At 43.8% G+C, this 18,339-nt stretch carries 15 protein-coding genes and 1 other RNA gene; 12 read left to right on the top strand and 4 right to left on the bottom strand.

Translation table 11 applies throughout. The annotated features are described in order from the left end of the window. Nucleotides 1-29 precede the first annotated feature (29 nt). A complete protein-coding gene (locus tag LFX17_RS00675; RefSeq protein WP_238728389.1) occupies nucleotides 30-1,859 on the bottom strand; it encodes an ABC transporter ATP-binding protein in 1,830 nt (609 codons plus the stop codon). 182 nt (nucleotides 1,860-2,041) lie between these two features. Here LFX17_RS00675 and LFX17_RS00680 point away from each other — a divergent pair, with 182 nt between their 5' ends. The 6 genes from LFX17_RS00680 to LFX17_RS00705 all read left to right on the top strand — a co-directional run bounded on the left by LFX17_RS00680 (nucleotide 2,042) and on the right by LFX17_RS00705 (nucleotide 9,532). Then, a complete protein-coding gene (locus LFX17_RS00680) occupies nucleotides 2,042-2,656 on the top strand; it encodes an ACT domain-containing protein (protein WP_238728390.1) in 615 nt (204 codons plus the stop codon). A gap of 166 nt (nucleotides 2,657-2,822) precedes the next feature. Then, on the top strand, nucleotides 2,823-4,292 hold the full coding sequence (locus tag LFX17_RS00685) for an HD-GYP domain-containing protein (protein ID WP_238728391.1): 1,470 nt from the start codon (nucleotides 2,823-2,825) through the stop codon (nucleotides 4,290-4,292). A 390-nt stretch (nucleotides 4,293-4,682) separates the two neighbouring features. Then, nucleotides 4,683-6,176, top strand: coding sequence for an HD-GYP domain-containing protein (locus tag LFX17_RS00690; protein WP_238728392.1), 1,494 nt, complete (start codon nucleotides 4,683-4,685; stop codon nucleotides 6,174-6,176). A 75-nt stretch (nucleotides 6,177-6,251) separates the two neighbouring features. Then, nucleotides 6,252-7,394 (top strand): chorismate synthase, encoded by a 1,143-nt coding sequence (gene aroC, locus LFX17_RS00695; protein ID WP_238728393.1) that lies wholly within the window; start codon nucleotides 6,252-6,254, stop codon nucleotides 7,392-7,394. Between the two features lie 166 nt (nucleotides 7,395-7,560). After that, nucleotides 7,561-9,018 (top strand): 2Fe-2S iron-sulfur cluster-binding protein, encoded by a 1,458-nt coding sequence (locus LFX17_RS00700; protein ID WP_238744609.1) that lies wholly within the window; start codon nucleotides 7,561-7,563, stop codon nucleotides 9,016-9,018. Next, nucleotides 9,005-9,532 (top strand): NuoI/complex I 23 kDa subunit family protein, encoded by a 528-nt coding sequence (locus LFX17_RS00705; RefSeq protein WP_238728395.1) that lies wholly within the window; start codon nucleotides 9,005-9,007, stop codon nucleotides 9,530-9,532. The genes LFX17_RS00700 and LFX17_RS00705 overlap by 14 nt, the downstream gene beginning before the upstream one ends. A gap of 60 nt (nucleotides 9,533-9,592) precedes the next feature. Here the strand turns inward: LFX17_RS00705 and LFX17_RS00710 are convergent, their stop codons facing one another. Then, nucleotides 9,593-9,841, bottom strand: coding sequence for a DUF433 domain-containing protein (locus LFX17_RS00710; RefSeq protein WP_238744610.1), 249 nt, complete (start codon nucleotides 9,839-9,841; stop codon nucleotides 9,593-9,595). Nucleotides 9,842-10,491: 650 nt separating this feature from the next. Here LFX17_RS00710 and LFX17_RS00715 point away from each other — a divergent pair. From LFX17_RS00715 to LFX17_RS00725, 3 genes are all read left to right on the top strand, one after another. Continuing rightward, nucleotides 10,492-11,016: an RNA polymerase sigma factor gene (locus LFX17_RS00715; protein ID WP_118954379.1), complete on the top strand. Its 525-nt coding sequence runs from the start codon at nucleotides 10,492-10,494 to the stop codon at nucleotides 11,014-11,016. A 9-nt stretch (nucleotides 11,017-11,025) separates the two neighbouring features. Beyond that, nucleotides 11,026-12,396 (top strand): LIMLP_03685 family anti-sigma factor, encoded by a 1,371-nt coding sequence (gene rsx, locus LFX17_RS00720; protein ID WP_238744611.1) that lies wholly within the window; start codon nucleotides 11,026-11,028, stop codon nucleotides 12,394-12,396. A gap of 126 nt (nucleotides 12,397-12,522) precedes the next feature. Next, entirely contained in the window at nucleotides 12,523-13,371 is an 849-nt protein-coding gene (locus LFX17_RS00725) for a hypothetical protein (RefSeq protein ID WP_238744612.1), read from the top strand. Between the two features lie 42 nt (nucleotides 13,372-13,413). Here the strand turns inward: LFX17_RS00725 and LFX17_RS00730 are convergent, their stop codons facing one another. Beyond that, a complete protein-coding gene (locus LFX17_RS00730) occupies nucleotides 13,414-13,635 on the bottom strand; it encodes a hypothetical protein (protein ID WP_135572701.1) in 222 nt (73 codons plus the stop codon). 172 nt (nucleotides 13,636-13,807) lie between these two features. On the opposite strand from LFX17_RS00730, the gene ssrA reads away from it, so the two are divergent. Together ssrA and LFX17_RS00740 are read left to right on the top strand one after the other, a co-directional pair. Further along, nucleotides 13,808-14,157, top strand: a transfer-messenger RNA (tmRNA) gene (gene ssrA, locus LFX17_RS00735). 181 nt (nucleotides 14,158-14,338) lie between these two features. Beyond that, nucleotides 14,339-14,989, top strand: a complete 651-nt coding sequence (locus LFX17_RS00740; RefSeq protein WP_238744613.1) for a DsbA family oxidoreductase — start codon at nucleotides 14,339-14,341, stop codon at nucleotides 14,987-14,989. 19 nt (nucleotides 14,990-15,008) lie between these two features. Here LFX17_RS00740 and LFX17_RS00745 read toward each other — a convergent pair whose 3' ends face one another. Further along, nucleotides 15,009-16,907, bottom strand: coding sequence for an adenylate/guanylate cyclase domain-containing protein (locus tag LFX17_RS00745; protein WP_238744614.1), 1,899 nt, complete (start codon nucleotides 16,905-16,907; stop codon nucleotides 15,009-15,011). A gap of 128 nt (nucleotides 16,908-17,035) precedes the next feature. Here LFX17_RS00745 and LFX17_RS00750 point away from each other — a divergent pair, with 128 nt between their 5' ends. Next, nucleotides 17,036-18,289, top strand: a complete 1,254-nt coding sequence (locus LFX17_RS00750; protein WP_238728401.1) for a valine--pyruvate transaminase — start codon at nucleotides 17,036-17,038, stop codon at nucleotides 18,287-18,289. The last annotated feature ends 50 nt before the right edge of the window (nucleotides 18,290-18,339 follow it).

The raw sequence follows: 18,339 nt of genomic DNA on the forward strand, positions 1-18,339 counted from the left end.
AAAAAATTGCAAGTAAGAAACGAAATTCCTTAGAGAACCATCGCTTGTTGTTCCGGCTCGGGAACGGAAAACCGTTCCAGCTTACCGTTGCGCATTTGAAAGACTTGGTCCGCTTCTCGAATCGTGGAAAGTCTATGCGTAACGGAAATCACGGTTCTTCCCTCGCGCAACTGGGAAAGGGTTTTCATGATTCTCGCTTCGGTAACCGGATCCAAGGAAGAAGTCGCTTCGTCCAAAAGAAGAATCTGCGGATTTCTAAGGAATGCCCTTGCGATCGCGATTCTTTGTCTTTCTCCGCCGGAAAGCTTGGTTCCACGATCACCCGCGTTCGTTTCGTAACCCATCGGCAGGGAAAGAATCATCTCATGGATCTCGGCCCGTTTTGCGGCTTCGATCACTTCTTCCAAAGTCGCGCTCGGTTTACCGATGCGGATGTTCTCGAAGATGGTCGTATTAAAAAGAAACGTTTCTTGGAACACGACTCCCACAAGCGATCGAACCGAACTTCTGGATAAAGAATTCAAATCAGTTCCGTCGAACAAAATTCTTCCTTCGTTCGGCTGGACCATTCCCAAAAGAAGTTTGATGAACGTGCTCTTTCCGACGCCGGAACCGCCCACGATTGCGGTATAACTTCCTTTCGGAATCGTTAGAGTAATATCGCTTAAATTCTTAGAACGTCCTTTGTAACGGAAATGAACGTTCTCGAAATGAATCGCTTCCTTCAATTCGGGAATCGAAGATTCTTCCGGATCCGATTCGAATACGGGAGCGCGCAACAATTCTAAGATTCGTTTTGCCGAACCGCTGGCGTGGTTTAACGCCGGAAGATATTGCGAAAGATACAATAAAGAATAACTCAAGTTCAGGAACGGAGGCAGGAACGCAGCCAGAGTTCCGATGCTAAGTGCATTATGATATGCGAATGTTGTTCCCACGAGCAATAGAACTCCCTGTAACAAAAGAATTCCGGAACCTGCGGATCGTTCCAAATACGAATTCGTCAAACCGAGTCGCAAGGAAACTTGAAACAACTTCTCGCAGTTGTTTTTAAATCGAGTGAAGAAATAATCGCTTAGGTCGTACGCACGGATCAGGTTTTGCGCGGAGATGGATTCTTCCACCAAACTGAGTACTTGCGCTTCTTCTAATTTTCTCGTGTAACTGATCTCGGTCGATTTTCTGGACAAAAATCCCGGACCTAAAAAGCTGATCGGCCAAATCAACAACGCGATGAGCGCCAACTTCCAATCCAAAAGGAAAAGGAGAATGGTTCCGAAGATCGCTTCCAATAAAGGCCCGAGTCCCCAAGGAATAAACGCAAGAAGAGCGTGTTCCAAAGAGGCGAGGTCGTTGAAAAATCGGGAAAGAATATCTCCCAGTTTATTGTTCGAGAAAAAATCCAAACTCAATCGATCCAAATGTTCGTACATCTGTAAACGAAGGTCTTGGATGATTCTTGCGGAGGCCCAGTTATAAAGATAATCGCGTACGGTTCCGAGAATAGCGAAGGTGATCGTTCCGATCGCGAGATAAGCGCCGATCCAATAGAGTGCGCTTTGGTTTCGATTGATTAGAGCTTCGTCGATCAGATATTTAAAACTGAAAGGAATGCTCGCATAAAATCCGATCTCGAAACAAAGAAGTCCGATGATAATGAAAATTCTTCCCTTGTATTTCTTAACGAAACGGAATAATCCGAATATGAGAAGGCCCGGCGCGCCTTCCGTTTCCGAACTAGGTTTTTCCTTTTTCGGATTCGGAGCCTTCCATTTTTTAGCCGAGCCCTTCTCCTTATCTAGGGGCAAAGGATCGGACTTTTGGATCAGTTCCGGGTTATACTCGAGGGGTCTTTTCATACAGTTTGGGAAAAATATTGTCCTTTTATTTTCGGCAAATATCTTTCATTTCCACTCTACTTTGACTGTTTTTCCCGGAAATTCCGAGGCAAGAATTTTTCGTCGGTAAGGAGACAGAATGTCCCCGGAAAAGAGTCGTTTTTTTTGAAACGGGCAATTATCTTTGTAACTAGGTCGAAAGAATGGTTCATTTTCACTATAAAGAGAACGACGGGCTTTATACGGTTACTTTGAAAACGTCAGAAACGGCTCCCGGTACTCTTCACAAAATGGTGAAAACGATGTTCTTCATGGGATGGGAAATCGTTTCGGGGGATATCGAGACGATTGAGGAAAACGGACAACTTTTCAGTTACGACGTTTTTACATTAAAGTCGGACGAAACCGATTCTAAAATCAAGGCTTCCAAGCTGGGAATTTTGATGTCCTCGGTCTTTACGGAAGATTCCGCTTTGGAAGAAATCATCCATCATTCGAGCGAGATCGATCTTAGAAATACGTATCATCTCGGCGCGGATTCTAAACTGGAATTTGAAGATATCGAATCGGGAACGAAAACGAAATTCACGCTCGAAGCTCCGGACCGGAAAGGTCTTCTCTATTTTGTGACCGGAGTTCTCAAAGAAAACGGAATTAACATTCATTCCGCAACAATTCGGACGGATCGTACCGGAAATCGAGCGTTGGACACGTTTATACTAACGGATGCAAAAGGAGCCGGTTTTGCCGGTTCTTCCTTAGAAGATCGTATAAGCAGAAATATACTCGAAATCAGTTTGAATTCTTCCTGGAAATAAACGCTAGGAAAATATTTTTTTCGTCTCAACTATAAAATATTCGGTGCAAACTGTTCATTCCCGCCTTTTAATGGATTAAGAATGGAATTCTTGAGCGGCTATTTCACTCTACGTTAGTTAACATTCAAAACTTACAAACCAAATTCCCTAATATACGACTATTCTCATGGATGCTCAAAAAGACTTACAGAAATTCGACTTCACGGAAGAAATCATTCAGCACTTTAAAATCAACAGCGTCATTCCGGTTGATTTTTACAATAAGAACGGCCAAATCCTAATTCATAAAAAAGAAAGCGCCGACGGCGAAGACATTACGAAATTATTAAAGTTCGAAAGCCAGGGGATTTACTTCCTCAAATCGGAATTCGAAAAAATTTCCGGCGGTAAACAAAACGCGGGTCCGAATTCGGTCAACGGGCGAGAGGTCAGTTTTGCGAAACTCGTAAACTCGGAATTGACCGTTGATCTTGCAAAGAACGCTTCGAGTTTCCTATCCGAATTGAAGAAGTTTCCTTTAAACGGAAGTCAAGTTCGACATCTCAACAAATCCATCGACGGTATATTAGAGGATTTTAAATCGACTCCCGATATGGAAAACGGGTTGGTCAACATCATCGAAGTCATGAGCAGCGCGGGCGTTCCTATGGATTCCGAGATGCTCACCAAACGTACGGTGATTTCCATGGCGATGAAAGTAAGAGCGGGAAAGGCTTTTACGAAAGTCGATATGGAACAGAAAAAGATGGATCAGATGAACCTGATGATGTCGTCCTATCTTGCCGATATCGGTTATACCCAGATGAAAATTCCGGTTCAGAAGGATCTCAAAACGGAAGAATTCGAATACATCAAAAACCATCCTCTTATCAGTTATCTAATGGTAGCGAATCTTCCTGATTTGGACGACAACATAAAGACCCTGGTTTTGAATCATCATCGTCCGCATAAAGGCGAGGGAATGAATAACAATTATCCTCAGCCGAAAGTTTTGGTTCAGAAACTCAATCTCTATAAAGATAAATACAAGGATGATCTGAAACGAACCGTCTTAGTCGGCGACATTCAAAAGCAAATTCGGAATATTCTTACGAACAACCTGCCGATGGAAGATATCGGGGTGATTTCCATCGCGGGAGAATTCGCTTCCCTTACGACTAGACAGGAATGGAGAGAACCGTTCGATCCTCTGGTTGCGATGAAGTTGATCTTGAATAACAGCTTTTTTGCATATAATGAAAAGACACTACGGGATTTTTACGATCATATCGGCCTTTCCCTCTGCAACAACCAGCCTTTCATTCGTGAAGGGGATTTCGTAATCGTGGTTACCCAGGATTCGAACCAAAAGGTCTTTTTCGAAGTTTGTATCATTCGTGAAATGTATCGGACGCAAATCCGTCCTATGCTCGAACGAGTTGGGACAATCCGGCCGAATTTCAGCAATATGGGTAAATTGAGAATTTCCGGTTTCGACCTAAGTTCCTTAAAGTTGGACCGCAGAAAAGCGATCTTCAATTTGGAGAAGAACCAAGATCCGAGAAGAATCGTCTATGTCCTCGATCCGAATATGGACGCGCGTCTTTACGAAGAATTAACGAAACAAACAGGCGAAATTCCGAAAGAATCCGCATAATCTACGACCAGCCTCCTAGGAAGTGTCGTAATCAACCGAAGACGAAGTACATTGCTTTTACCTTCGGTTTGTCGAGGAGATATAGGGTGTTTCCCCCTATGGAATGCTCCGTGTCGAAGGGCATCGCCGGATACGGATAATAAAAAAGGAATGATTCATCCCTTAAGCGCGACAAGTTCGGACTATAATTTTTGCGGACATCTACCCCGGCTACTCCTTGGAAATAATTTCTTGATTACTTTTTCTTGAGTCCCTCGGAAATTGAGTTAAGATGTACGTTTCGTAAATAAATTTTTTCCAGTCTTATCCATACAATTACGGAGAAAGGATTGCTAAAAGAATCTACGGTACGTGATTCTTTTCCGAAACGCAAATAACGGTATTTATCCAATGAATTCTAATATGAGTAATAGCTCGCATACTGTAAATCGGGACCTTCTGGAAAAATTCGAATTCAATTCCGATGTGATTAAGAGTTTCATCAGTCAGAGCGAAATCCCCGTGGACTTTTACAACAAGAACGGCCAGATCTTGATCCATAAAAAATCGGACGCATCCGAGGAAGACGTAACGAGGCTTCAAAAATTCGAAAGTCAGGGGATCTATTTTCTGATTTCGGAAAAGGATAAGTTCGCAAGACCGAAACATCCAGACTCCGTTCACGGCCGCGAAGTTTCGTTTACGAAACTCGTAAACTCCGATCTTACGGTGGCTCTCGCTAGAGAGGCGTCCGATCTTTTGGAGGAACTCAAGCATTATCCATTAACGAATCATAATATTCGTCTGGTTCAAAAGGGAATCGACGATATCCTTGTGGATTTTAAGGCGAGTTCGGATATGGAGCTCGGTCTCGTGAACGTCATCGAAGTGATGCGGCAAGCAGGTATCAAAGCGGATTCCGAAATGATGACAAAACGAACCGTGATTTCGATGGCTATGAAACTCAGAGGAATGAAAGCCCTCAGCAAAACCGATAACGATATTCAAAAAACGAAACAGCTGAACGTTATGCTCGCTTCTTTTATGGTGGATATCGGAAAATCCAGAATGAAACTGCCGAATCACCCCGATCTTCGTCCCGAAGAGTTCGATTATATCAAAAATCATCCGATCATCAGTTATTTGATGATCGGAAATCTGAACGGTATCGATTCGGACGTTAAGGCCGCCGTTCTCAACAGCCACAGAACGTTCCGCGGAGAAGGTTTAAACAACAATTACCCTTCTTCGAACGTGATTCTCCGTAGGTTGACCGAATACCTTCAGAAATACAAGGACGATAAGTCGAAACAAATTCTTATCGAAGACATTCAAAAACAGATTCATCATATTCTCAGCAACTCGTATACCGACGAGGATCCCGGAATCATTTCCATTTCGGGAGAATTCGCTTCGCTCAGCTCGGATCAGGATTGGCGTCCGGCATACGACGCTCTTACTTCCATGAAGTTGATTTTGAATAACAGCTTTTTCTCATATAACGAAAAGATCGTACGGGACTTTTTCGATTTGATGGCGTTGAGCCTTTGTGAAAACCGAAGCGTTCTCAACCCGGGCGACTATATCATCGTCGTTTCGATGGATTCTCAGAAAAAGGTCCACTTTGAAACCTGCGTGATTAAGGAAATTTTCAGACATCAGACAAGACCGCTTCTTGAAAGGATCGGAACGATTCGCCCGATCATCACGAACAAAGGTAAAATCAAAATCGAAGGTTACGATCCTCAATCCTTCCGTCAGGACAAACGGAAAGCGGTGTTCGATTTGAACAACAGTATGGACCCGAGAAGAGTGATCTATATCATCGATCCGGAATTGGAACCGAACCTCTACGAAAAAGTGGATCAGAGTTTTCGAGGAACGGCTCCGCGTTCTGTCGCTTAAGTCCGCTTAAGAAAACCAAGGGATTCTTTTAGAAACGCGCTTTATCCCTGGGCTTTACCCTGTTTTCTTGGTATTATGCCTTCCAGTTGGGGAAAAGTTTTTAAAGTCAGTACGTTTGGAGAATCCCACGGTGAATCCGTCGGGGTCGTCGTCGAAGGAGTTCCCGCGGGAATTCCGATTCGCTTAGAAGAAATTCAAAAAGATCTAAACCGAAGAAGACCGGGCCAAAGCGATCTTACGACTCCTCGAGACGAGACCGATACGGTTCGAGTCGTATCGGGGGTTTTCGAAGGGAAAACGATCGGTTCTCCGATCGCCTTGATCGTGGACAACAAAAACACGATCTCCAAAGATTACGAAAATTTACGAACTACATTCCGACCTTCTCACGCGGATTACACCTATCAGGTGAAATACGGTTTTCGCGCTCACGTAGGCGGCGGTCGTTCTTCCGTCCGCGAAACGATCGGTCGTGTAGCGGCCGCTGCGATCGCAAGAATGATACTCAAAGACGATTTAGGAATCGAAACCGTAGCTTGGGTGGATTCCATCGGTACCGTTCAATCCAAGATCGGAGACAAATATCCCCAATCCAGGGAAGAGGTCGATCAAAACGAAGTGCGTTGTCCGGACGCGGCCAGCGCGGACGAAATGCGTTCTTTAATTCTCAAGATGAAAGAAGCCGGGGACAGCGTCGGTGGAACGATCAAGTGCGTTTCCTACAACCTTCCTCCCGGTTTGGGCGATCCCGTTTACGACAAATTAGACGGAGATCTCGCAAAGGCGATTCTTTCCATTCCGGCCTGCAAAGGTTTTGAAGTCGGTTCCGGATTTTCGGGAACGCTTTTGACCGGAAGCTCGCATAACGATGAATTCTATGTGGAAGAAAAAACCGGCAGAGTGAGAACCAAGACGAACAACTCCGGCGGTCTTCAGGGCGGAATTTCAAACGGAGAAGAACTCGTGATCCGGGCGGCGTTCAAACCGACTTCTACGATTTTTAAAAAACAGAATACGGTAACTCTGAAAGGGGAAGAAACCACTCTCGAAGCAAAGGGCCGTCACGATCCTTGCGTTCTTCCGAGAGCGGTTCCAATTATCGAAGCGGTCGTCAACTTGGTCCTCGTGGATGCGTATCTCTATCAAAGAGCGATCAATCCTTTGTGGTTTCAAAAATGGGCGCAAGTTCCCGATTACTACAAGGACTTAGAACTTTAAGAATCAGTCTCAAAATGGACGGAGGTTTTCGACTTCCGTCCGAGCGAAACTCCAAGAACAAAATTCCACGGACAATGAAGAATTTAGAAACAAGTTGCCAGAATGAGAATGGTACGTTTCTATAGAATTGTTTCCCAGTACCGGGTTTAATCAAAAGGATGATTCCATGGTAAAAATCAAGATCGACGGAATCGAGTATGAGGTGGATGAAAAAAAGAACCTCATATCAGCGGCTAAAGATGTCGGAATCGATATTCCTTTCTTCTGTTATCACCCAAAACTTTCCATCGTGGGAATGTGCAGAATGTGCCTTATCGAAATCGAAGGGGTTCCCCGTCTTCAGGCCGCCTGCAATACCAAGGTTACCGAAGGCCTTTCCATTTTCACGAAAAATGATCGGATCAAAGAGGCGCGCGAAGGAACGATGGAATTCCTTTTGGCAAATCACCCTCTGGATTGTCCCGTCTGCGATAAAGCGGGAGAATGCCAACTCCAAGACAACGCCTTCCAGGAGGGAAAAGGAAATTCCCGATTTACATTAGAAAAACGGAATGTTCCTCAGGAAGAAATCGGCACGAACCTAATCATCAATCATAATCGTTGTATCGTTTGTTACCGTTGCGTCCGTTTCGAAGAGGAGATCGTGGGAGAATCCAATCTCGGTCTTTTCGAAAGAGGGTATCATTCCATCATCGGTCTCGCAAAGAACGAACCGATCCAACACAACTTTCAAGGGGCACTTGCGGATCTTTGCCCGACCGGCGCGCTTCTCAACAACAAGACCTTATTCAAATCGAGAGTTTGGTGGTATAAAAACGCGGAGTCGATCTGCCACGGATGCAGCACGGGTTGTAACATTACGACCAACGTAAGAGACAACAAAATGTATCGGTATATGCCTCGAATCGACGAGGAAAAAGATATGTATTTCCTCTGCGACAAGGGACGTTTCGACATCGATTGGCTGAACGAAAACCGTCTATTCGCTTATTATCAGAACGGAAAGTCTTCCGAAAGTACGGTCGTATTGCCCGCGATCGCCGAAAAAATCCGCAGCGCGAAAAAGATCGCGGTTCTCGGCGGCGCGAAAGAATCGAACGAAAATCTGAAGACGATCCTGCAAAGCGTGGAATCTTTCGGAAAATCGGTTATCGTAGAAGCGAGGATCGACGCGGTTCAATACAAGGCGCCCGAACAAAAAGACTTTTTAATGACCACGGATTTACGACAAAATACGAAAGGCGCGGTGGACGCAGGATTCGTTTCTTCTCAGGGAATCGAATCGATCCGTAAATCGATCGAATCGGGAGAAATCGATTTGGTTTTCGTCATTCACGAAAATCGTAAAGAATTCTTACCAACCGTTTCTTCCAACACGACGCTTGTGGTTTTGGAAACGAATAAAACGCAAGACTTACCGGACGCTTCGTATGGAATTCCGATTCAAACGTTTGCGGAGCATGCCGGTTCTTTTACGAACAAGAACGGATTGAATCAACGTTTTCAAAAAGCGATGGAACCACCGAAAGGTTTATTGAGTTCCGGCGCCGTTTTTCAAAGACTCGCTGAGTTGGTAAAAGAATCCGCGGATTCTCGCAAGGAGGTCGGTGTTGGGAACCGTTAACGTAGTACGCGTCGCGAGCCGTCATAAACTTTCCTGGTACGAAAAGTTTTATTTTTATTCGATCGGAAAGGGTCTTTGGATCACTCTCAAACACTTTATCAAAGCCGCGATTTTAAGAAGAGCGGTGACGATCGAATTTCCGGAAAAGAAAAGAAAGTATTCCACTCGTTTCCGCGGAATGCACACGATGAAGCGTGATGAACAAGGCCGCGAAAGATGTACGAGCTGTTTTTGTTGTATGTGGATTTGTCCCGCTGATGCGATTTATATCGAAGCGGCCGAAGTAACTCCGGAGATTCAACATCTTCATCCGGAAGATAAATACGCGAAGAAGTTCGAGATCGATTTGTTGCGTTGTATTTTTTGCGGTATGTGCGAGGAAGCTTGTCCGAAGGGCGCGATCTACTTGGATGGACCGGGCGAGATGGCGACCGATAACAGAGAGGACTTGATTCTTACCAAAGAAAGAATGATGCAGCTCGTAGGCGGGCCGATCATCGGCGAAAGAAAATAAAAAATCTCGTATGCAAAGGCAGACGGATCTCTTTGTGAGAACGTCTGCTGTTAAAATTCTTCAGCTAACTTTTTGATTCAGATATTCATTCTGCCTTGCGATTTCCAATTTAGATTCCAAAAAAGAAACCGCCGCATCGATATCGTCGTTGGAAATTCCCGGATATTCCCGTAAAATTCCCTTTCTCGACATTCCTGCTAAAAGCAGATCTAATATTTCTAAAACGCGAACCCCAGTTCCCTTAATAAAAGGTTTTCCTCCCAGATAACCTGGGATTGTTTCTATCGAAGTAAATATTTCGTTACTCATATATTCCTATAACAGTAGGACCTTGTAAAAATTGTAACGGAAAATTTTTTTTGTAGGAACGAACGCTTCTTTTCCAAGAACTCATAAGAAAGCGTATACTATTTCTTTCTAAATTTTAGAATTCTTTCGTTGTAAATTTTTGAAAAAGACGTCCCGCTTTATAGCGTAAATTCCGATTCATAAATTGAAATCAATTCGAAGAGCCGCCCGAGGATTGGGATGAAGAGGAGGAAGAAGGGCATCCCGGATAAATGATCATGCAGGAAAATAACAGCAATACAGGCTGACTTGTGCAAATCGCGTTCAAAGGTTTATCCGTACTCGCCTGGCTAAATGAACAATAGGTGATAACTCTTTCGATACACTCGTTTTGTCGCTTTGAATCGTTGGTGCAGCTTCTGTCATTGACCTTAAGATCTTCTTGCGAGCACTGAAGCATTGCTAACGATAAGGGGAGAAGGGTCCAAACAATGAAATTCGCTTTCAAGGATCGAAAAATCCTCTGAACGGCAGGAATCGTAAGAAAATCTGACATAGTTTTCAAGCGAAGAAGCAATGAATGACCGGGTTTTTAATTTCTTTTTGTGCTTTTAGAATCAGAATTTAACTGAAAAACTGCAAAAAGCTCCGGTTCACCGGCATTTTTCTCCATGGTTCAATCAGATTCTACAGATTTTTCAAGTTTATACGAGGAAAACCACCGAACCGTATATCACTTTCTTTTAAAGATTTCAAGCGATCCCGAAGTTGCGGAAGATCTGACGCAGGAAGCCTTCTTAAAAGCGTTTACGTTTTTCGATAAATTCGATTCTAAGATCGCTTCTTTCAGTACGTGGACATGCTCGATTGCAAAAAATTTGTATTTCAAGCATTATAATAAACAGAAAAAAGAATTCGGGAACCTAAGCCTAGGAGATTTGGTCACCGATATTGAAGTGAATCCGGAAATTCCGGAAAATTTAGAGAAAGCTTTTTTAGAAAAAGCGATAAAAGATTCAATTCAGAGTCTTCCCGAGCCGGAAAAAAGTATAATATTATATAAAGAACTCGAACGGAAAACTTTGAAAGAAACCGCTCAAGCTCTTGGAATTTCCGAAAGAACCGTAAGCAGAAGGCTCATTTCAGCCGTCTCCTTACTTAGAGAAAAAATGGAAAAACAGGGACTGCAATTCTAAGACTCTATCATGAAACTTGAAGCAGACAACATAGAACGTTTTGAAGATTTATTAGGACAATACCTTTACGGCGAACTGAATGCCGAGGGAAAGCGCGAACTTCTTCAATTTATTCTCAAAAATGAGAAAGCGCGTTCTATGTACGAATCCGCTACGACAATAAATTCCGTAATCTCGTATGCGCTTCATCCGAACGAATCCGCTTCCGCAAAGTCCGCCCCCGCTTCTTTAGGGAAGATATTAGAATTTCCAAATGCCTTTTTTAAATCCCGTCTTTTGGCTTCCGGTTTTGCGGCGGCCGCCGTTCTTTTAATCGCGGGTGTTGCCGTTTGGCTTAGTTACGGATCTTTTTCGGACTCGAAGCTGGAGCAGGCTTTTATCAATTCATACGGCGATTGTAAGATTAACGGAGAGGTTTCTCAACCGGGTGCGAATCTGCTCAATCGTAAGCTCATTTCAGGTAATTTTTCGATCTGCGAATTTCAAGTGGAAGGGGCCAAAAGCGTCGCGGTTCGTGTGCTACCCGATACGGAAGTTTCCCTAAACGGAAATAGAAAGTATTCCTCTTTGAACGTTGCAAGAGGTTCCGTACTTGTGGATTCGATTCAAAACGAATCCGACGGATTGCTCGAAATCCTTTCGCCGGATGTGCGTGCACTTCTGATCGGGACAAAGGTCGTATATTCGCGGGAAGTAAGCGAATCGCACTCGAAACTCGGATTAGACGTGTTAGACGGTAAAGTCGAAATCGAAACCGGTCCTTTGATCGCTTTCGAAAAAACCGCAAACACTCTTACGAACGAGGAAAAAGAATTCTTAAAGATGAATTTTCCGATTCTTTTCCAGAGTAAAAAGGTTCAGATCAATCGCGGACAATCTTTGTCCTGGAAAGGAATTCCCGAATCCAGTTTAATGAAGATTCGTTCTCTCGAAAAAAGTATCGAAGAGGCTAAAGCCAAAGGAGTCAAACTCGAAGAGAATTTCGTTTTCGCATTAAATTCGGACGTTCGTAAACTCGGGGACGAAAGTGTAACAGCGATGTTTGCGATGGACGATGATCTTAGTAAGAAGATCAAAGACATTCTTCCGAATCAGGAAAAAGACTTGGAAGAGAAATTCAAATCGATGGTTCGTTTTGCGCCGGCCGATCTAAAAAAGGTCGAAAAGTTGAAGTCGCTGGTGGCAAAACTCGACAATACCGCATTGATTCAAATTCTCAAAGATAAAAACCAGCCCGACATCGAAAGGGTCATTCATTTCAAAGACGGATCCCACGTAAAAGGTTTCGTTTATCAACACGAAAGTTTTTACATTCTTTTAAAAAACGACGGAAATCTTTTATTTCCGATCGACGCAGTCGATTCCATCGATTTCGAATAACCTCGATTCCTATTTTCAAAACCCGATAAGAAAGCCTTTGACTTCTTCGGCGGTTTCTGAATTGATTAAAATCGTTCAAACTTCTTCAAAAAAGCTGAAAGTCCATTGCACACGATCCGTCACCGATTGATTCAATTTCCCTTATCTTATCTTTTTATAATTCTCTTGGTTTGTTCGAACCCTGAAAGCGTTTTTGCTGATATCGTCGTTTTACGAAACGGAATCGAATACAAAAACGTAAAAACGGTTTTGGGAAAATCGACCGTAAAGATCGAAACCGAAATTGGCACCGTTTTGAACGTTCCGATTTCTTCCGTCAAATCGATCAAATCCGTTCCGGTTCAATGGCAAAATAGGTTGAAGGAAACCGCAGTGGACGAGGTTGAAACCGAAGAATCGTCGACGGGCAAACCGCAAACGGACCTCTCGATGAAAAGCAGATCGGAGATTGCTAAGCGGACGATCTTAGAATCGCTGCCGAGTTTGATTCCGGGTTGGTCCAATTTATTCGTGTTGGGTTATCCGGCTTTAGGGGCTTTGTTTTCCGTAACGGAATTGTATCTCGTCCAATTGATTTCCGTCTATTCGAAACATTCTCCGGGTTATTATCAGGATCCGTTCAATCTCCTGATCGCTTATAACAATTTAAGTCCGGCTGCTTCTTCTTCCAATCCGCAATTTGTGAGTCTGATTTTCGCTTATGAGAACCTTCCTCTCGTCAAAGATCCGATTAGCGGCGGTTATACGACCCGCGATAAAATTTTGGAAGGCAGGGAACGATCGATCTCCGGTTTGATTACGGTTTTGCTGTTGGATTTTTCGATTTCACAGCTCGTTTCTATGACTTCAAAGTTGAAGGCACAAAGTCAAAGTAAAGCGGAAAAAGGTTCTTTCGATATTCGATTGGGAAGTAAATTTCGTCCCGAAGTCGGTGGGGAACTGGAATCTAGACTTTCGTTCGTGTATTATTTTTAAAGGATGCAAGAGCTGCCGATCGATTCGGCAGCTCGATGAGAATCAAGCGGCTACAGAGTCTCTTCCGATTTTTCCTACGAAATAGAGAATAACGCCTACAACTACCAATCCGGCTCTGATTGCCCAACCGGTTGCGGTTCCCCAATTGTCGATCCACATAAGGATTTTTAAGTTGTAATTGAAAAAGCTCAATGCTGAAGAAGCGACTCCTGCAAAGGAAAGGAACGCTCCGAACGAAGATATTTTCTCTTTAATTTGATCCATGAATAATGCACCTCTTTGTTATCGTATTCGTTAGAAAATCAACAAACGACTTCGGGTTTTTTCCCTGAATTTAAACAAAGAATCCTTGTTTTCCGGAAAATTCTCACTTTGATAAAAAACTTGCGATAGAAGCTTTGTTTTTTAGTTTTGACAGTCTAACTTAAGAACAGCAGGGGACGAAATTGGTTTCGACTGTTGTTGCCAGGGATTATGTGGCGTGTAGAGGTTGTAGGCTCCTCTCAAAACCTTCAAACAATAACCGCTAATAACGAATTAGCTTTAGCAGCTTAATCTCTGCTACGGAACTTTAGTTTTTTCTCCCGAATTCTAAACGTTCTGACACTTATCGGGAGGCGGCTCTTTTGGCTTTCGGTTCCTAAAAGAGACTGTATTCGGACCGGATAGGAAAGAGAATCCTGTCTGTGGGTTAAACTCTTTCCGAAATTTTATACATAGACTACACACGTAGAGGCTAATTTGGGGCGCAATAGGACGCGGGTTCGAACCCCGCCGTCTCCATAGTTCTTTCCTTCTCCTCTTTTTTCGGTTTTCTTTTTTTAGGAAAATCCTTCCCTTCCAATACTTTATGTTTGAACCGAGTGGGCTTTCTCCAAGTCTGAGTGAATAGAAAGATTTCTTTGCAATCATCTCGGAAGTTTCATTCCTTTTGGTTGTGTTTCATTCTTCCGTTGGAGTAGGTTAGGTGGAAACTAAAATCGCGGTTTATTCGGACATGGTTTGTCCGTGGTGTTATATCGGAAAAAAAAGATTGGAGGACGCCGTCGAACTTCGAAAAAAGTCCCATCCCGACGATACGATTGAAATCGAATGGAGAGCGTTTCAGCTCAATCCGGATCTTTCTCCGGAAGGAGAGGACCGTCTTCTTCATATGACCCGCAAGTTCGGTTCGCCGGATCGGGTCAAGATGATGGTTCAACGAGTCGCCGATATTGCGACTGCGGACGGGCTTCCTTTTTCAGTCGAACAGGCCGGTCATCAACCCAATACGTTCTTATTACACGCGCTTGTCCGCAAGGCGAAAGAATTCGGAAAGGATTCCGTTCTTTCGGAACTCTTTTTTAGGAACTTTTTTGCGGACGGTAAGAATCTTTCCGATCCGAACATCGTCTCCGAAACTTTAAAAGAAGCCGGATTGGACGAGAACCTCCTGGAATCCGTAAAGAACGACGAGACACTTTTACAAGAAATTCAAGAAGTCGAAACGAGAGGCCGTCAACTCGGAGTCTCCGGTGTTCCGTTTTTTGTGTTCAACGAAAAATACGCGGTTTCCGGCGCGCAGGAAACGAATCTCTTTTTGCAGGTTTTCGATCAACTGGAAAAAGAGAATTCATAATCTGGAATATTCTATTTTTCTAATTTTTTGAATTTTCTTGAACCAGCTTGTAAGCCGGATCTTCCTCTTGGGACCACGGGAGTTTGAAAGGAACTTTTTTCACTTTCATTCCCGAGGTTTTCAAGTAATGTCTGATCTCTCCGTCGCGAAAGATCGCCTCGGAAAACGCGATTTCCCCGGCGTCGGTGATCCCCTGTAATTTAGACGCGTAGTTCACCGTATTTCCGAAGTAGTCGATATTGCTGTTTAAATTCACGGCGAGACATTGACCCGAGTGGATGCTGATGCGAATCTGAATCCGATTTTCCGGCGTTATTTGAAACACTTTTTGCAATTCGATCGAGGCCAATAAAGAATCCAGCGGACTGGAAAAAGAAGCCATCACCGCGTCCCCGATCGTTTTTACCACGGCGCCTTTGTGTTCTTTGATGATTCGGAACGCTTGTACGAAATGTTCCCGTACTTCTTTAAACGCGCCGTTGTCCCCTTCGGTAAGATAGAATCGGGTCGAGCCGACGATGTCCGTAAAAAGAATCGTCTGAACTCCGATGTCCAACTGCAAATCCGATGCGATCGCTTGTTCCGAAAATAAATCCCTAAAATCCTGAAAGTTGAACAGCTCGACCGGTCTAAGTCCGATCGCGTCCTCTTTTCTTTCTTCGATGATAAAAGTTCGAGGCGAATTTTCCGCGTTGAAGATTTTGACCGTAGGCATCGGTTTTGCGGTGAGTTCTTCCGCCGATTGATCCACGGTCCATCGGATCGATTCGGCCGAAGAAGGCTGCAATTCCAAAAGATTGTATTTCTTTTCTCCTGCGATCCGCAGACGATATACGCCGTCGTTCAACAATAAATTCGTAATATATTCGCTTCCCGGTTGAATCGTTCTTTGAAATCGGATATGTGTTTTTGTCGACGGTTCCGCCGCGCAGAAAAAACGTTTCTGCACTTCGCGAATCGATGGATGAACGTGAAACGTAACTTCGATCGAGTTTAGTTTCGTTGATTCGAAATCGATTCCGCAAACCTCGCAAGAATCCTGCGTGGGAACGTCGCCTAGATTGAACAGCTCGGATCGAACTCCTCTGCAATGCGGACAGATCACGTCCCAGGAAAGCGTAAACAAACCTTGCCTGCATCCGTGTAAGAATATAAAGAGAAGTCTTTCGAACGGAATCTTCCATTCCATCGCCAACTTTTTAATCCGAATTCGATAGAGTTCGTTTTCGTCTTCGGATAGAATATAATGAATCACTCGATCTAGCAAAGCTTCGTCGATTCCCTCGCGCAAAAGATTGGTTTTAATCTGCTTTAACTTAAGGCTTTCTGCGATCGGCGAGGATTGTTTCGAATTTTTATTCAGAAGGAGTGCGGTTTCGTTTTTCTGTCTTGTTTCGATATCTTCTAAAAGACCAGCGAGACCTTTTTGATATTCCAGATACATCTGTTTCATTCCGTACGGAAGAATCAGCTTTCCGACGATTCCTCTTGGAACCCATCCGAAGTAAACGGTAAGTTTGGTTTTTTCTTCGGAAAGTTTTTCGAGAACGTATCTGGTGCGGACATAACGCGCCAAACCTCTGCTATAGATTCTAGCGTTGTTGATTCCTTTGCAGTATTCCCATTCCCAAGGGACTTCTTCCCACTCCATTAGAATTCCTGCATTTTTGGAGCGGCCGAAAAGTTTCCCCTCCTTTTCGACGAATTTCATTTCGGGAATTCCGATCCTTTTGTTAAACGAAGAGGTATCGATCAGCCAAGGCCAAAGCGTTTCGACGTTCACGTCGAGTTCGAATTCCCACAAAGTGTCTATCGTCTTTCCGAATCGTGTCCATTCTTCCGCCCACGGATATCGGTTTAAAAAATCGGTAAGGTCCGATATTTCCGACGCTTTGATTTTATTCTGATTGATTTCCATATAAATTCCATGCTTCCCGATTTTTATGTTTCTACGTTTTCGGATTCTTTGAAAAAGAATCCACAAAATTTATCCTTCCCTTTAGATTCTAGTTCCTGGTTTAGAGTTCGGAAGAATTTTGGTACGATATGCGATATTCTCTTTTTGGAAACAAATTTTCGAGACAAACGGGAATCGGACAATTGATGGACGATCTCGGAAATCCTCCTCCGGGCTCTTGTCTTTTGGGAGGAGGGAACCCTGCCTTGATTCCGGAAGTGAACGAGGTCTGGAGGGAAATCGTTTCCAAACTACTCGAATCGGGGAGCATAGGAAGAATTCTCGGAAGTTACGAATCTCCTTCTGGGGTTCTCGAGTTGAGAGAAACGATCGCATCGATTTTATCGGAAGAATCCGGAACCGCTATCGATAAGGATCAAATCGCGATTACGAACGGAAGTCAGAACGCTTTCTACTTTTTATTGAACTTTTTTTCGGGAAACTTCGGCAACGGAAACCGAAAGAAAATTCTCTTCCCCATTCTTCCCGAATACATCGGTTATACGGATCAAACTTTGGAGGAAGATTCGTTTTTGTCCTTTTCTCCCGTGATTCGGGAGATCGGAGATCGGTATTATAAATATTTTATCGATGCGGAAAAGTTCGACTCCGTTTCGAATTGGGCCGAACAGGCGGGCTGTATCTGCGTGTCACGCCCCACGAATCCAACGGGCAACGTAATCACCGATCAGGAATTGGAATTTTTGATTACAAAGGCGAATAACGCAGGAATCCCTTTGCTCGTCGACAACGCGTACGGGTTTCCGTTTCCGAACGTCGTATTTGGGAAGAATTCTTTCGTGCATAAACCCGGAATGATTCAAGGATTCAGTCTTTCCAAGCTGGGTCTTCCCGGAGTCCGCACCGGTTTCGTTTTAGGAGATCCAGAGACGATCGCGATGTTGCAAAGGGCCAATTCGGTTATCAATTTAACGAGCGCAAGTCCCGGGCAATTTATCGCATTGGATCTTTTTCGAAGCGGTAAATGGAAAAACCTATGTGAAAAAGTGATCCTTCCTTTTTATCAAAAGAAATCGATTTTCGCTCAGGAAACGATTCTAAACCGTTGGAGTTCCAAGATCGATTACCGAATTCATCAAAGTGAAGGCGCTTTCTTTCTTTGGATCTGGGTTAAGAATTTATCTTTGCCCTTTAACGATCTTTATCCGATTCTTAAAGAGGCGGGAGTAATCATCGTTCCCGGAAAAACCTTCTTTCCCGGAGCCGATCCGAGTTGGAAACACGGAGAAGAATGTTTTCGATTGAGCTTTGTTCGAGAAGACAAAGAGATGGAAGAGGGTATTCTAAGAATCGGACGGGTATTGGAAAAATTCTCCAAATAAAGGTTTCGTCCAACCCTTGAAAATGGAACACTGGATACTGAGAACGGTTC

Origin of the sequence: Leptospira sanjuanensis, from assembly GCF_022267375.1 — a bacterium.
GTDB lineage: Bacteria > Spirochaetota > Leptospiria > Leptospirales > Leptospiraceae > Leptospira > Leptospira sanjuanensis.

Coding starts and splice junctions, on each gene's coding strand:
- LFX17_RS00675 (WP_238728389.1), bottom strand. CDS start 1,859: ATGAAAAGACCCCTCGAGTATAACCCGGAACTGATCCAAAAGTCCGAT.
- LFX17_RS00680 (WP_238728390.1), top strand. CDS start 2,042: ATGGTTCATTTTCACTATAAAGAGAACGACGGGCTTTATACGGTTACT.
- LFX17_RS00685 (WP_238728391.1), top strand. CDS start 2,823: ATGGATGCTCAAAAAGACTTACAGAAATTCGACTTCACGGAAGAAATC.
- LFX17_RS00690 (WP_238728392.1), top strand. CDS start 4,683: ATGAATTCTAATATGAGTAATAGCTCGCATACTGTAAATCGGGACCTT.
- aroC (WP_238728393.1), top strand. CDS start 6,252: ATGCCTTCCAGTTGGGGAAAAGTTTTTAAAGTCAGTACGTTTGGAGAA.
- LFX17_RS00700 (WP_238744609.1), top strand. CDS start 7,561: ATGGTAAAAATCAAGATCGACGGAATCGAGTATGAGGTGGATGAAAAA.
- LFX17_RS00710 (WP_238744610.1), bottom strand. CDS start 9,841: ATGAGTAACGAAATATTTACTTCGATAGAAACAATCCCAGGTTATCTG.
- LFX17_RS00715 (WP_118954379.1), top strand. CDS start 10,492: ATGGTTCAATCAGATTCTACAGATTTTTCAAGTTTATACGAGGAAAAC.
- rsx (WP_238744611.1), top strand. CDS start 11,026: ATGAAACTTGAAGCAGACAACATAGAACGTTTTGAAGATTTATTAGGA.
- LFX17_RS00730 (WP_135572701.1), bottom strand. CDS start 13,635: ATGGATCAAATTAAAGAGAAAATATCTTCGTTCGGAGCGTTCCTTTCC.
- LFX17_RS00745 (WP_238744614.1), bottom strand. CDS start 16,907: ATGGAAATCAATCAGAATAAAATCAAAGCGTCGGAAATATCGGACCTT.
- LFX17_RS00750 (WP_238728401.1), top strand. CDS start 17,036: ATGCGATATTCTCTTTTTGGAAACAAATTTTCGAGACAAACGGGAATC.